Source organism: Candidatus Nitrotoga sp. M5, from assembly GCF_927904885.1.
Classification (GTDB): Bacteria; Pseudomonadota; Gammaproteobacteria; order Burkholderiales; family Gallionellaceae; genus Nitrotoga.
Genome location: NZ_CAKMNW010000017.1, coordinates 53,204 through 67,701, shown reverse-complemented (window position 1 = coordinate 67,701; position 14,498 = coordinate 53,204). Strand labels below are relative to the sequence as shown.

Genomic DNA, 14,498 nt, shown 5'->3' with positions numbered 1-14,498 from the left:
TCATTAGATAGCATAGGCAATTAAGAATTAAGTGATTCAGGTTGAAATTAAAAAATAATTCGAATGGCAGATTCAAGTTCGAAGTGAAACACGGATTACAACAGGTGTTCTCACTGCCTTCTTAATTTTGATAGATACTTCTGGCGGCATCAAGGGCGAGCACCACACTTGGCGCGGCTTAGCCACCCTTGACCCTGCTAGTTAATCGTTGCTGACTAAATAATTAGTTACTTTTTATATTAAGGCATGTGGCAAATCATGAAAAATATTTCTATATCAAAAAAATTGATACTGTTGCTGACCCTGCCGCTTACCGGGCTGATACTGTTCTCGGCCATCAATGCTCTGCAAAGCTATGGACAGTGGAGAAGTATGACGCAAACCGATGAATTGATGAACGTTGCTATTGCTATAGGTAACGCTACGCATAATTTGCAAATTGAACGTGGTGCTACGGCTGGTTTTGTAAAGTCCCATGGCGAAAAATTTGCCAATGGACTGCCGGGGTATCGCACCGACACGGATCAACAATTAGTGTTACTCAAGAGCAGTTATTCACATATGGATACGGCCAATATACCCACGTCACTCCGTACGACGATGGCTGCAGCAATAGGCAAATTAGATGTTCTTGGAGATAACCGCGACGCAGCCTCGCAGTTCAGAATCTCTGCTGAAGAAGCCGCCGGTTATTACACCAAGGCCATAACCGCTATGCTTGAAGTAATTCCGGTGATTACCGCGCAGGCCAGTGATTTGCAAGTTGCCAAACAAATGACGGCGTATCTTGCTTTTCTGTACGCTAAGGAGCGTTCCGGACAAGAGCGCGCGCTGATGGTGCCTGTATTTACAGCTAACAAAATTGAACCAGCACAGTATCAGGCTTTAATTAGTCAAATTTCCGCACAGCAGACGCATCTGGAGACTTTTATTAATTACGCGACTGATGAAGCTCGCGTATTTTACAAAAGCAAGATGTCTAGTACGTCTGTGGATACAGTGAACGCCATGCGCAAGACAGTGATAGAAAAAATGGAAGTGGGTGGGTTTGATATTGAACCAATGAAGTGGTTTGTCAGCATTACATCCATGATTAATGACATGAAAGATATTGAAAATCTTCTTGCGGAGCGAATACAAGAGCTTTCTGCTAACTCTGCAGCTAGTGCCCGCACGTCTTTCATCGCCAGTGCAATATTTGGATTGATGGCCATCTTGGTGACCGTGGCAGCTGGAATGTTAATAGTCAGAAGTATCGTTGGTGAATTGCATTCCTTACAAAAAACCATTGCCCTCATCCAGAGTGATAATGATCTCACACACCGCATCGTAGTGGATGGCGAGAATGAAATTGCGGCGACGGGTCATACTTTCAATCTGCTAATTGGCAGTATGCAGGGAATTATTAATAATGTTATTGAAAGTTCCAAGCAGGTTCGCCAGAGTGCTACTCAGCTTTCTACAGCTTCTCAGCAAATTACACGAAGCTCGCAGTCACAGAATGAAGCAGCAGCGTCCACAGCTGCATCGGTGGAACAGTTGACTGTAAGCATTGCGGAAGTTGCAGCGACCGCTGCAGATGTGCATAAGCTTTCTGAGCAAAGCCTGCAACAAACCAAGCAAGGCAACCAAAGCGCAGAAGTGATGATTCTCGAAATCGCCAGCATTGAAAAAGCAGTGAGTCAGATTGCGGCATCGGTGGGTGATTTCGTACAAAGCACTCGCACAATAGCCAGTATGACTCAACAGGTTAAGGATATCGCGGATCAAACCAATTTGTTGGCACTGAATGCAGCAATTGAAGCGGCGCGTGCGGGTGAGCAAGGGCGAGGTTTTGCGGTGGTGGCTGACGAAGTTCGCAAATTGGCTGAAAAATCTGCGCAATCGGCCCGTGAAATCGATAAGGTGACCAACACGCTAGACGTGCAGTCCGGCAATGTGGAAAAAGCCATTGAGCATGGTTTACAGTCATTGAAATCTACTCAGCATCAGATTGGCGCTGTTTCTAGTATGTTGATCGAGGCGGGAACTTCGGTAACTAATGTTAGTAGTGGCGTGAGTAATATTGCGGCATCGGTGGAAGAGCAAAGCAAGGGTAGCCATGAAATTGCTCGTCACGTTGAAAGTATTGCGCAAATGGCTGAAGAGAACTACGCGGCGATCGAGCATGTTGGACAGGACATAGTACGCCTGGAGAAACTGGCTGGTGAAATGGAAGCTGCTGTGGCCAACTTTAAGGTGTAATTACCAACAAATAATGCCGCAGGTTTCTGCGCTACATCGTCCAGTTTGTGTATCTCTTACGTTGACGGTGAGAGCAAAATCGAAATGACGAAGTATCAAGGATCAAGGGGCTTACAGTAACGAGGTTAGTCATGTCTGAATTGCTTAGAAATATAGATGGGCGTACTAAGCTGGCAGGTGCCAACAAGTTGGAAATTTTAATGTTCACACTTGGCTTGGATAATCGTACCAGTCGCTGCGAAATCTTTGGTATTAATGTTTTTAAAGTACGTGAGGTGATGCGTGTACCTGACATTACTCATGCGCCAGAAATGCCTGGTTCCGTGGAAGGCATGGTAAGTCTGCGTGGGGCGCTGGTGCCAGTGATCGACCTGGCGAAATATGCCGGGGTGCAGACTAATAATAAGCCAGAAATAATGATAGTCACTGAATACAATGGCCACACTCAGGGTTTTTTGGTTGCGTCAGTGGATACCATTCTGCGTCTCGATTGGGCTTCTATGAGGGTGCCTCCAGAAATGGTTAATGCCCAAATGGGTGGCTTGGTTACGGCAGTCACTGAGCTGGCCGATGGGCGGTTGGTGATGATGATGGATGTGGAAAAAGTGTTGGCTGAAACTGGACATATGAATGATGACCTGGCATTGAAGGCTGTGAAGCCCTTAGGAGTGCCTGGTTGCACGGTGTTTTTTGCTGATGATTCCGCAGTGGCACGTAGGCAAATTGTCAGTGCGTTAGATGCAATGCAGGTGAATCATCTTTCTGCTATTAATGGCCGTAAGGCGTGGGAAGAACTACAAAAAATTGCAGGTTACGCAGAGTCAGAGGGGATTCTCGTGAGTGATATGGTGCAGGTTATCCTCACCGACGTAGAAATGCCGGAAATGGACGGTTACATGCTTACGCGCTTCATCAAGGAAGACAAGCGCTTTGCAAACATCCCAGTGTTAATGCATTCGTCACTTTCAAGCGAGTCCAATCAGCAGCTTGGCAAGGCAGTCGGGGTGGATGAATACATACCTAAATTTGAACCACAGAAGCTATCGCAGGTGCTCGCGCGCTTACTGACCAGACACGGAAAGGGCTGACATGTCCATTGCTGAATATCAATCACAATTAGCAGACAACATATCTTCATCGCAGAGCGTTGATGGTTTATTTGATACCGTAGATGCCAGAGCTGGCCTCGCCGGTTCTAATAAGATGGAGATACTGTTGTTCTCGCTGGGCACACCAGAAACCTTTGGTATCAATGTATTTAAGGTGAAGGAGGTGTGCCGAGCGATGGCGATTACCAAAACTCCCAATATGCCAGTTGGTGTGGACGGTATTGTGTCGCTACGTGGACATATTCTTCCCGTACTGACCTTGGCTAAATTCATAGGGCTTGATGGACCAACGTCTAGCGCGCAAAGCACTATGATGGTGGCTGAATATAGCCGACATATTCTTGGTTTTTTAGTGCATGACGTTGATCGTATTATTCGAGTTGACTGGGATAAGGTACGCCCTGCTGACGACCTGTTTTCAGGCAACAAAGACATGATCACTGCGATCACTGAGCTGCCGAATGGCAAGCTCGTTTCGATACTGGATGTTGAACAAGTTCTTGCCAGCGCATTTGGTGAAAATGTGGTGGGTAGCGTGGATAAGATCGACAATGGCCATGAATTATGTATTTTTTTCGTGGATGACTCGGCAGTTGCACGTAAAAAAATAACCGAAGTGCTGGATAAGATGGGTGTCAAAAATCTGCAGGCAAAAAATGGGTTGGAAGGATGGGAACGCTTGAAAGGGCTGGCCGATATTGCACAGAGCAGTGGTGTGAGTCTACATGAACAACTTCAAGTGGTACTCGTTGATGCGGAAATGCCGGTGATGGATGGCTACGTGTTGACTCAGCATATCAAAGCTGACAAGCGTTTCGAAGGAATTCCGGTAGTTATGCATTCGTCGTTGTCGTCTGATGCCAACCGCGATATGGGGAAGCGGGTTGGTGTGGATTATTACGTGCCCAAATTTGATGCAGCGATGCTGAGCAATACATTGCGACCTTTGCTGGCTTGATATATCTGAACTTGGCAGCCAGTCGGACATAAAGAGTCGTAGCGAAAGTTTAGCTGATCGCGGGACTATTTTGCGAGCTTTTACCTTGCGTCAAAATGCTTGCTTACCCCCTTGATGATTTTTTTTCAGGGTAATAGTTGTGCTATTGCCCAAAAAAATGGCGAAATAGTCCCCGCTCAGCTAAGTTTTTAGTCGATTTCCTTTAAGTTCGACTGGCGGCTAGTAACGGGTGAAGAATAAGAGCAAAAGATAGAAAGATGTTACGCAGTGAATGGTTTTACATCGCTATCTGTCCACCGTTTTCATAAGAACTAAAAGCAACTGGAGGTATATTGTGGTAGATGCAAACATGAAATTTTTGGTAGTGGACGATTTTTCTACAATGCGGCGTATTGTGCGTAACTTGCTTAAGGAGCTTGGTTTCGTCAATGTGCAAGAGGCGGAAGATGGTGTCGGTGCGTTGAAAAAACTAAGCAGTGAAAGTTTTGATTTTGTAGTGACAGATTGGAATATGCCAAATATGACTGGCATTGATCTGCTCATAGCCATTCGCGCTGATTCAAAGCTGAAACATTTGCCGGTATTGATGGTGACCGCTGAGGCCAAGCGCGAAAACATTATTGCGGCGGCACAGGCAGGTGCTAGCGGATATGTTGTCAAACCGTTTACTGCAGCTACGTTAGATGAAAAACTGAAAAAAATTTTCCTGACTATGCAAAAGTGAGTGATGCCATGATTAAGAAAACAGTTGCAGAAAAAGAAGCAGAAGATTTGGAAGCGTTGTTTGACAGCATTGTCTCAGCGAGCGATGGTAGTGAGAAAAAAATTGGTAATTCTACAGCCCTTTCGGGTAATGAGGGAGGGGGGCAAAGTGGCGATGACAGTAACCCATCGGACAGAGTAATAAACAAGCTTGGGCAAATGACACGCAAATTTCATGACACTCTCCATGAACTTGGTTATGGAGAGGATCTTGAGAAAGTAGCATCGTTTATTCCGGATACTCGTGACCGTCTGAGTTATGTCGTCACCATGACTCAAAATGCTGCTGAACGGGTGCTGAATGCCACTGAAGCAGCACAACCCATCGTGGAAAAAATTGAAGTCGATTCCCAACGCCTGGCACAGGAATGGCAGATGCTTTTTGACAAACAGCTTGATATTGAGCAATTCAAAAGCTTGGCCACGCAAACTCATGCTTTTTTGCTTGAGGTTCCCAAGCAGGCAAAGGTTACTAATTCCTACCTGACGGAAATCATGATGGCACAAGATTTTCAGGACTTGACCGGGCAGATTATCAAAAAAATTGTGGATGTGACGCAGCAAATGGAAACACAATTGGTGGAGTTGCTGGTCGAGAGCGTTCCCTCTGCCACAAACGTGGATATGCATGCCGGACTACTAAATGGTCCGCAGGTGAATGCGTCAGGGCGCACTGATGTGGTATCCAATCAAAATCAAGTTGACGATTTGCTTGAAAGCATGGGCTTCTGAAATGAATGATTTTACGGGCATGGAAGAGTTAATGCAGGATTTTTTGACGGAAGCATCTGAGCTGTTGTCTGAGGTAGACAGTAAGCTGATTGAATTGGAAAAGCATCCGCATGATCGTGAGCTGCTAAATATAATCTTCCGTGGTTTCCATACCATCAAGGGTGGCGCTGGATTTCTCAATGCAACGGAATTGGTCACGTTATGTCATCTCACAGAAAATTTGTTTGACAATCTGCGTACTGGTGAATTGGTGCTGGATGCCGTGCTTATGGACGCAATATTTGCAGCGACGGGAGAGGTCAAGCAGATGTTTGAGTCATTGGCACAAAACAGACAGCCAGACGCCGCCCCTTCACACCTGATTGCCACATTGCACGCGGCTTTGAATGATGACGTTGCTGTAGTTTCGACTCTTGTACCACAGGTGGCTACGCTTGAATCTGCGGCAGATAATTCTCTACCTTCAGCAGAAGCTAGCCTAGATTGGGAAGCTTTGTATCAGGCCTTGGTGAGTCCTTCACCTGTTCAAGTTCAGGCGGGGTTCGATACGAGAGCAGTTTCATCTGCTGCTCCATCGCCAGCCGCATTACAGTTACCATTGCCGCCTGCAAGTGGCGTGGAAACGTCTCAGCCAGAGCCTCGTTTATTTGGCCGCCGTGCTAGCGATATTCCAGGCAATAAAGCACCAGCTGCCGGACGCCGCGAAATTGAGGCGGGCAAGGATAATACAATTCGTGTTGATACTGATCGTTTGGATCAAGTGCTTAATCTTTCCGGCGAAATTGGATTGACTAAAAATCGATTGACCCATCTACGCACTGATATTCTTCAAGGACGATTTGATGCTGCCACATTACTTGCATTAGACGAGTCAGTCAGTCAGCTCGATACGCTGGTGGTGAACTTGCAAAATGCTGTTATGAAGACGCGTATGCAACCTATCGGTCGTCTTTTTAACAAATATCCTCGTTTGACGCGCGATTTGGCACGCCAACTTGGTAAGGATGTTGAGTTAGTGTTGTCCGGTGAAGACACCGAGATCGATAAAACCATGATTGAGGATCTTAACGATCCGTTGGTACATTTGATTCGCAATGCGGTGGATCATGGAGTGGAGAATTCTGAACAGCGTGTGGCAGCAGGTAAGACAGTGAAAAGCTTAGTGCATTTAAGTGCTGAGCAGGAGGGAGATCACATCATCCTAAGAATAACCGATGATGGCAAAGGCATGCGTCCCGAGCTGATCCGCAACAAGGCTATCGTCAAGGGATTGATCAGCGCGGAATCTGCAAGTGGTCTGGATGATGAAGAGAGTTTGGGCTTAATTTTGCTTCCAGGATTTTCAACTAAAGAAGAGATTTCTAGTGTCTCAGGTCGCGGGGTCGGCATGGATGTGGTGAAAACCAACATTGAAAAACTGAGTGGCACTATCAGTATCATCTCTGTTCCGGGTAAGGGTAGTGAATTCAGAATTTCACTGCCACTCACTTTAGCTATCCTGCCAGTGCTACTGCTGCGCCTCTGCAATCAATCATTTGCCGTGCCACTATCATTGGTGCGTGAGATTTTATCGGTTCCACCGAGTGATCTGCAACAAATAGCAGGCAAAGCTACCATGGTAGTGCGCGGTGAAGTTCTGCCAGTGATTTCATTGGCCAGCTTGATTGGCTGGGAGCAGACTGTCAAACCTGAAGTGGGTGTGCTGATGCAGATCGAAAAAAACAGTTTTATACTTTCTGCAGATGGCTTTGCCGGGCATGATGATGTGGTGATCAAGTCTTTGGATACTTTCCGGCCCAAGGGTGTAGCAGGCGTAACAATGTCGAGCGAGGGGGAGATTGTATTGATCTTGGATGTCAAAGAATTGTTTGCGAGCTTAGTAAACGAGGCAGGGGATTACGAGTTAAGTCAAAAAGTTGCTGCGAATTAGTATCGCCCGTTTGGCTTATTTATTGTCAACCAACTAGCTGGTGAACCCATTCAATACTTTGGATGTTGTTGGACGGCTGAGGTATTGTAAAAAGCGTTAAAATTTATGAACATCCTCCACGTTATAAATTTTTTTGTCCTGCTTTAATAGGGCTAACAGTATAGGGATCATTTATCAAGCCAGATAAATGATCCCATCCTCCCCGTTATATTATCACGCCGATAAGAGAAGAAATTTACGCTGTCTGTATAGGTACACAAGCCACCCCCGTATACTCGCGTAACACCCAATGCATTCAGGCGCAGACCTGCAAGTTGATAGATATTAGCGAGCCATTTTCCAGCCGTGTCAGATACGAAGGCAGCAGTGGCGTGTGGATCCTTGACAACGAACTCCGTACGCACTTCATCGCCCACTTCGAAGGCTTGCGCACCTATTGCTGGTCCCAACCAAGCCATGAGCGTATTAGGAGGCACGTCCATGGCACGCACGGTATGTTCAATTACACCGTCACACAATCCACGCCACCCTGCATGCACTGCACTGATTACGCTACCTTTATCATTGCATAGTAGTATTGGCAGGCAATCAGCTGTCGTTGCGACACATACCGCGCCGGGTTGAGTAGATATGCAGGCGTCAGCCTCAGGCCAACATTCTGCCTGTGTAGCATTAGCTACCACTACACCATGCACTTGCTTGAGCCACACTGGCTCGCTTGGCAGTATTGGTGCCAGCAACATTCGATTGCGTGCCACGGCTAAAGGCGCATCACCTACATTGCTGCTGAGATTGAGGCTGTCATAGGGAGCAACACTAATTCCGCCGTTGCGCGTGGTTTGTAGTGCCTTGACATTTTTTGGGGCAGGCCAGTCAGGGATGATGCAATGTTCAAGCAGGTTCATTTGATGCACTCCTGATAGTTTTTAGTAGCTGCGTCATGTCGTCTGGCATTGGGGCTTGCCATTCCAACCATTCATTCGTTATCGGATGTTCTAGTCCGAGTTGCGTTGCGTGCAATGCCTGGCGTGGAAAAGCGGCCAAAGTGTGGCGCAAATGTGGCGCGCATTTCTGTGCTCCCTTGAGATATACACAGTCTCCAACCAGTGGATGGCGAACATAGGCAAGGTGAACACGGATCTGATGGGTGCGTCCAGTTTCTAGTTTGCAGCGAAGCAAGGTGCAGCCAGGGAAGCGCTCCGCTATGGTGTAATGTGTGATTGCGGGTTTGCCACCTTCCACTACTGCCATCTTGGTGCGCAGCGTAGGATGACGGCCAATAGAAGCATTTATTGTGCCGGCGTGTACCACTTCGTCATATACCAGTGCATAGTAGTCGCGGTGCACGCTGCGTGCCTGCAGTTGACGCACAAGTGAAGTTTGTGCGGTAAGTGTTTTTGCAACGACCAGCAGTCCACTGGTATCCTTATCCAGCCTGTGCACAATGCCGGCACGTGGTATTTCTGAAAGTTGAGGTGCATGATGGAGCAAGGCGTTAAGCAGCGTGCCATTCCAATTCCCGCTGCCTGGATGCACCACCAGTCCTGCCCGCTTGTTGATGATGAGTATGCTGTCATCTTCGTAGCAGATGCTTAGCTCAATATCTTCAGCTTGATAAGGTTGTTCTGCAGGGTTCGATTGCAAAATGACTTTTACCGCTTCGCCTCCCCACACCTTTTGTTTGGAAGTGATTGTCGCACCGTCGAGTTTAACTTGCTGATGCGCGATCCAGTCTTGCAGACGGCTGCGTGAATATTCTGGTAGCAACTTTGCTAAAACCTGATCAAGACGCATCCCCGCGCATTCGTCGGGAATTTTGAACAAAAGTGGTGCAGTCTTCAATGTAAGCGGACTAGGTGCAGAAAGGTTTGCGGTATAATCGGAAAATATTTTTTTGGATTCTGTCATGCGCAATAGTTTAACTTTAATTCTGCTTCTTATGCTGACTGCGTGCAGTATTTTTTCTTCGAAGGACGAAAAATCTGCTGCTGGGAAAGGAGAGTCCGCCGAGAGAATCTACGCACAGGCTACAGAGCAGATGAGTGATGCCAATTATGCAGGTGCCATAAAGCTATTTGAGAAATTGCAATCCCGATATCCTTACGGCCGTTATGCGCAGCAAGCTCAGATGGAAATTGCATACGCATATTATAAGCAAAGTGAACCCGAAGCAGCGCTTTCTGCGGTGGAACGATTTATTAAGCAGTATCCAAAAAGTTCTCACGTGGATTATGCTTATTACTTGAAAGGATTGGTCAATTTTGATGATGATCTCGGTCTGTTTGGTGAGGGGTTCCACCCGGACTTGTCAGAGCGTAATCCTAAGGCGCCACGCGAGGCTTATGATGCATTTGAAGATCTGGTTACCCGCTTTCCTAATAGTAAATATGCAGCCGATTCAAAATTACGCATGCAATACTTATCTAATGCGTTGGCGCGCCATGAAACGCAAATTGCGAGTTATTATTTACGCCGTGGAGCCTATGTGGCCGCTGTCAACCGTGCAAATGGCGTACTCATTGAGTACCCGCATGCTCCGGCTACACGCGACGCACTGCGAATCATGGTGCAGGCTTATGATGCGATGGGACTGAAAAGTTTGAGCGACGATTCGCGACGCGTGCTAGACAAAAATTTTGCAAAGAATGGTGATAGGTCAGTAGTCAAGCAACCCTCTGAGAATAAAAAATCATGGTGGCATTTTTGGAAATAATGCATAGAATTCATAGTTGATGCTCGAGATGGATCGTAGAGTATGGCTTCATGGCGCGCTAATAATTGCTTACTATAGCCGCACCTCCTGAGGAGGCATTCAACTTTGGGTTGTCAATGTGCCATAACGAGTCAGCACAAAGTTGTCCACGTTATCGGTCTTTTTACCCCACGTACAAAGATTAACCTGAGTCGAATTGATGCTGATGAACCGTCACATCAACATCTACCAGCAACATGGCACTTTATTCGTGGTAGACGTCGGTGGCTTCTATGACGATATGCAATATTTCTGGGGAACGTTATATTTGGCAACCAAGCTAGCCAGTCAATAATGTTTGACTGGGTGTTGTTCACACCTTTGTCGAGCGCATTTTCCGCATGTTGGACCGGATCGACCCGGCCCTCAGCGTAGTGTATATATCTTAATGATTTAAATTTTTTTTTGTCAAAGCTCTATTGAGAGTCAGGCTCGATTTAAATATTAAGGTAAATAAATCGTGACTGACCGTTCGCAGCAACAGTAGTAAATCAGGCAGATTTAAAGCCCCATTCGAGGGGTTGTCCATTATTGACAACCACTTTTCAGTGAACAGCATCCTGCACTACAGCTGGTTAATCCACATCCAGATCAGAAAATAATTGAGTGGACAAATAACGTTCACCAAACGATGGAATCATCACTACGATCATCTTGCCAGCATTTAACGGACGCTTGGCAACTTCAATAGCTGCCCAAACAGCTGCACCTGAGGAAATTCCGACCAGCAGACCTTCTTCCTTTGCCAGACGCCGTGCCATATTGAGTGCATCTTCATCTGTAACACGTACTGCTTCATGGAATATGTTGCTGTTGAGAACTTCAGGTATAAAACCTGGCCCAATACCTTGAATGGCGTGCGGGGCAAGCTTACCACCAGTAAGTACGTGCGAGGCATCGGGTTCCACGGCAATGACTTGCACAACCGCATATATTTCTCTCAATGCTTCACCCACACCAGTGATAGTGCCCCCAGTACCTACACCAGCAACAAAGATATCAATCAGACCGTCCGTGTCGCGTATAATTTCTTCGGCAGTGGTAGCTCGATGGATGCCAGGATTGGCACGATTTGAGAATTGTTGCAAGTTTAGGTAGCGAGAGTCGGCTAAAGCCATTTCTTTTGCTTTCTTCATTGCCCCGGGCATGCCGCCTGCGCTTGGAGTTAGAATGAGTTCTGCACCATAGGCTTTCATCAAAAGACGGCGCTCACGACTCATGTCTTCCGGCATAACGAAAGTGCACTTATAACCGCGAGCTGCGCAAACCATAGCAAGGCCGATGCCGGTATTTCCAGATGTTGCTTCTAGAATAATGGTGTCTGGTTTGATCATGTCTTCTCGTTCAGCAGCTTCGATCATTGACGCGGCAATACGATCTTTGACGCTGAGCGCGGGGTTAAAGTACTCCAACTTGGCGAGGATAGTGGCATCTATGCCTTGGGTCACGCGGTTTAATTGTACTAACGGTGTGTTGCCTATCAGCTCTAGAACATTTTTTGCAATCTTCATCTGTACTCCCTCTTTTCCTTCATCTGTACTCCCTCTTTTCTATTCATATTGCAGCATACAAAACATGATTAGTACGTGTGCCACGTTGGCCAAATAATACCTTGGACACCTCTAAAAACCAATAGATTTAAACCTTTCGACCTGTACTTTATGAATGCGGCCAAAGCTAGTTCAGCTTTTTCAGATGGATTGCATATTTTTGCTTATTCCATCTCGTTGTGACCATAGGTTCCACTTTTTAAGTTTTCCTGTTAAGAATGTCAGAGAGTCGCAATTTAAGACCATTTGAAATAAACTAGGCGACTTGAGGTCGTTGCTGGCTGCCATATTTTCTCAATGTGGGCAAAGATGTACTCAGTTCGAGTGCGGGTTTTGGAAATGCGATATTCCGCTTTTCCTTTCATGCCTAAAATGTGTGGTTGCGCACCCCTGCGCTAAACATGGTTGCGGTATCCCGTTTTCAGCAGAGCATCCCGCACAGCACTCGAGTAATATTTTACGAAACGGTTAATTACATAGTAGAAACTATAGTGCAATAAACTAAATTCACCGTGATATGCATGAATCATTATTTAAATGAAATAATTATGACGATTAAAAATAGCAAATTAGATAAAATTGTGCTTGATGCACGTATAAATGCAGAGAAACGTACTATGGGATATCGAGAGCAAGCGCTTAAGATGTATCCTTGGGTTTGCGGTCGTTGCGCTCGTACCTTTTCCCGTGAAAACCTTCAATTACTGGAAGTTCATCACAAAAACCATAACCATGATTATAATCCCACAGATGGTAGTAACTGGGAACTTTTATGTACCTATTGCCATGAAAATGAGCATTCGCGAGTTAAGGATTCAGCAGGTCGTTCCGCAGCTCAAAACCCAGAATCGCTTGCCACTTTTAATCCTTTCGCAGACCTTAAAAACATATTAAAAAAATAATATATGGCATTTACCATGAATAGAGCTGCGGTCATTCATAATCGTTTTGCTCCATTTGACGATTAGCCTGCTTACCCCGTTTCTAGGCAAGGCAAGGCGCGAGTAAAAATTGAACGCAGCATATTTTGATATGTAAATGATTATTTTTAGGTGAAGCGGTATGGCGGCGAAGACTAGATTTTAGAGGTGCCATTCAAGAGATTAACGTTTGCCAGGTAACATACCCTTCATGCCGCGCATCAATTTACCCATGCCACCTTTGCTGAACATTTTCATCATCTTTTGCGTTTGTTCAAACTGACTTAACAACTGATTGACGTGCATCACCTGCACCCCCGCTCCGGTGGCTATGCGGCGTTTGCGCGAAGCTTTAATGAGTATCGGGTTGGAACGTTCTTGCATTGTCATTGAATTAATGATGCCTTCAGTGCGATCGACGGCGCGGTCGTCCATCTTGGCGCCTGCCGCAGCCTGGCCAAGTTGTGCGGGTAATTTATCCATCAAAGCAGACATGCCGCCCATTTTTCGCATTTGCACGATTTGCATTTTGAAATCATTGAGATCAAACCCTTGGCCACTTTTGATTTTTTTAGCTAGTTTGTCAGCCTCGGCCTGATCAACTTCACGGTGAACATCTTCAATTAGAGACAATACATCACCCATGCCCAGCACGCGCGAAGCCATACGCTCTGGGTGGAAGGCTTCCAAGCCATTGGGTTTTTCACTCACGCCAACAAACTTGATTGGTTTTCCGGTGATATGCCGTACTGACAGGGCCGCACCACCCCGTGCATCGCCATCCAGCTTGGTGAGGATAATGCCGCTTAGTGGCAGCGCCTCACCAAATGCCTTCGCGGTATTCACAGCATCCTGACCGGTCATGGCATCCACAACAAACAAGGTTTCAATCGGATTAAGGGCAGCGTGTAATTGCTGAATTTCTTCCATCATTGCGGCATTGATCGCAAGGCGACCCGCAGTATCCACAATCAACACGTCGTGGTGGTGCTTGCGCGCGTAATCAAGCGCCGCTAGTGCTATATCGCGCGGCTTCTGGCTGATGTCAGAGTCGAAAAAATCGACTTCCAGTTGCTGCGCAAGGATGCACAATTGCTCGATAGCAGCAGGACGGTAAACGTCGCAACTAACAAGCAAAACTTTTTTCTTCATCTGCTCGCGCAGCAATTTTGCCAGTTTTCCACTCGTAGTTGTCTTGCCTGCACCCTGCAAGCCAGCCATTAGGATCACGGCTGGCGGCACGGCTGTGAGATTCAACGCATCGTTGTGTTCGCCCATCAGTTTGGTCAGCTCGCGATGCACGATACCAATTAATGCTTGTCCAGGCGTCAGGCTGCCCAGCACTTCCTGTCCTAGCGCAGCCTGCTTTACCTGGGAGGTTAGTTCTTTAACTACAGGCAGTGCTACGTCAGCTTCCAATAGAGCCAAGCGTACATCACGCAAGGCATCCTGGATGTTGCTTTCAGATAAGCGCGCTTGTCCCCGCAGGTTTTTTATTACGCCCGAAAGGCGTTGTGTAAGGTTGTCTAGCATGATATTGC

General features: G+C 46.5%; 13 protein-coding genes. 9 read left to right on the top strand and 4 right to left on the bottom strand.

The window, feature by feature from the left end:
• Nucleotides 1–258: 258 nt before the first annotated feature.
• From MJ770_RS05485 to MJ770_RS05460, 6 genes are all read left to right on the top strand, one after another.
• Nucleotides 259–2,244, top strand: a complete 1,986-nt coding sequence (locus MJ770_RS05485; protein WP_239250600.1) for a methyl-accepting chemotaxis protein — start codon at nt 259–261, stop codon at nt 2,242–2,244.
• 131 nt (nt 2,245–2,375) lie between these two features.
• On the top strand, nt 2,376–3,332 hold the full coding sequence (locus MJ770_RS05480) for a chemotaxis protein (protein ID WP_239250599.1): 957 nt from the start codon (nt 2,376–2,378) through the stop codon (nt 3,330–3,332).
• Nucleotides 3,333–3,447: 115 nt separating this feature from the next.
• A complete protein-coding gene (locus tag MJ770_RS05475) occupies nt 3,448–4,311 on the top strand; it encodes a chemotaxis protein (RefSeq protein ID WP_445083128.1) in 864 nt (287 codons plus the stop codon).
• 349 nt (nt 4,312–4,660) lie between these two features.
• On the top strand, nt 4,661–5,035 hold the full coding sequence (cheY, locus tag MJ770_RS05470; RefSeq protein ID WP_239250603.1) for a chemotaxis response regulator CheY: 375 nt from the start codon (nt 4,661–4,663) through the stop codon (nt 5,033–5,035).
• Between the two features lie 8 nt (nt 5,036–5,043).
• Nucleotides 5,044–5,805, top strand: a complete 762-nt coding sequence (gene cheZ / locus MJ770_RS05465; protein ID WP_239250597.1) for a protein phosphatase CheZ — start codon at nt 5,044–5,046, stop codon at nt 5,803–5,805.
• Between the two features lies 1 nt (nt 5,806).
• Complete coding sequence (locus MJ770_RS05460; protein WP_239250596.1) at nt 5,807–7,735, top strand: chemotaxis protein CheA; 1,929 nt, start codon at nt 5,807–5,809, stop codon at nt 7,733–7,735.
• Nucleotides 7,736–7,902: 167 nt separating this feature from the next.
• On the opposite strand, the gene pgeF is transcribed toward MJ770_RS05460, so the two are convergent.
• The gene (pgeF, locus tag MJ770_RS05455; protein WP_239250595.1) at nt 7,903–8,640 is read right to left on the bottom strand and encodes a peptidoglycan editing factor PgeF; all 738 of its coding nucleotides are present in this window, start codon (nt 8,638–8,640) and stop codon (nt 7,903–7,905) included.
• Nucleotides 8,627–9,643, bottom strand: a complete 1,017-nt coding sequence (gene rluD / locus MJ770_RS05450; RefSeq protein WP_239250594.1) for a 23S rRNA pseudouridine(1911/1915/1917) synthase RluD — start codon at nt 9,641–9,643, stop codon at nt 8,627–8,629. The genes pgeF and rluD overlap by 14 nt, the downstream gene beginning before the upstream one ends.
• On the opposite strand from rluD, the gene MJ770_RS05445 reads away from it, so the two are divergent.
• Together MJ770_RS05445 and MJ770_RS15395 are read left to right on the top strand one after the other, a co-directional pair.
• Complete coding sequence (locus tag MJ770_RS05445) at nt 9,642–10,448, top strand: outer membrane protein assembly factor BamD (protein WP_239250593.1); 807 nt, start codon at nt 9,642–9,644, stop codon at nt 10,446–10,448. The genes rluD and MJ770_RS05445 overlap by 2 nt on opposite strands.
• Before the next feature lie 199 nt (nt 10,449–10,647).
• A complete protein-coding gene (locus MJ770_RS15395; protein WP_256448800.1) occupies nt 10,648–10,782 on the top strand; it encodes a hypothetical protein in 135 nt (44 codons plus the stop codon).
• A 280-nt stretch (nt 10,783–11,062) separates the two neighbouring features.
• On the opposite strand, the gene cysK is transcribed toward MJ770_RS15395, so the two are convergent.
• Complete coding sequence (gene cysK, locus MJ770_RS05440; RefSeq protein ID WP_239250592.1) at nt 11,063–11,998, bottom strand: cysteine synthase A; 936 nt, start codon at nt 11,996–11,998, stop codon at nt 11,063–11,065.
• A 560-nt stretch (nt 11,999–12,558) separates the two neighbouring features.
• Between cysK and MJ770_RS05435 the strand changes: the two genes are divergently transcribed.
• On the top strand, nt 12,559–12,939 hold the full coding sequence (locus MJ770_RS05435; protein WP_256448799.1) for a YajD family HNH nuclease: 381 nt from the start codon (nt 12,559–12,561) through the stop codon (nt 12,937–12,939).
• Nucleotides 12,940–13,140: 201 nt separating this feature from the next.
• On the opposite strand, the gene ffh is transcribed toward MJ770_RS05435, so the two are convergent.
• A complete protein-coding gene (gene ffh / locus MJ770_RS05430) occupies nt 13,141–14,490 on the bottom strand; it encodes a signal recognition particle protein (RefSeq protein ID WP_239250591.1) in 1,350 nt (449 codons plus the stop codon).
• Nucleotides 14,491–14,498 lie beyond the last annotated feature (8 nt).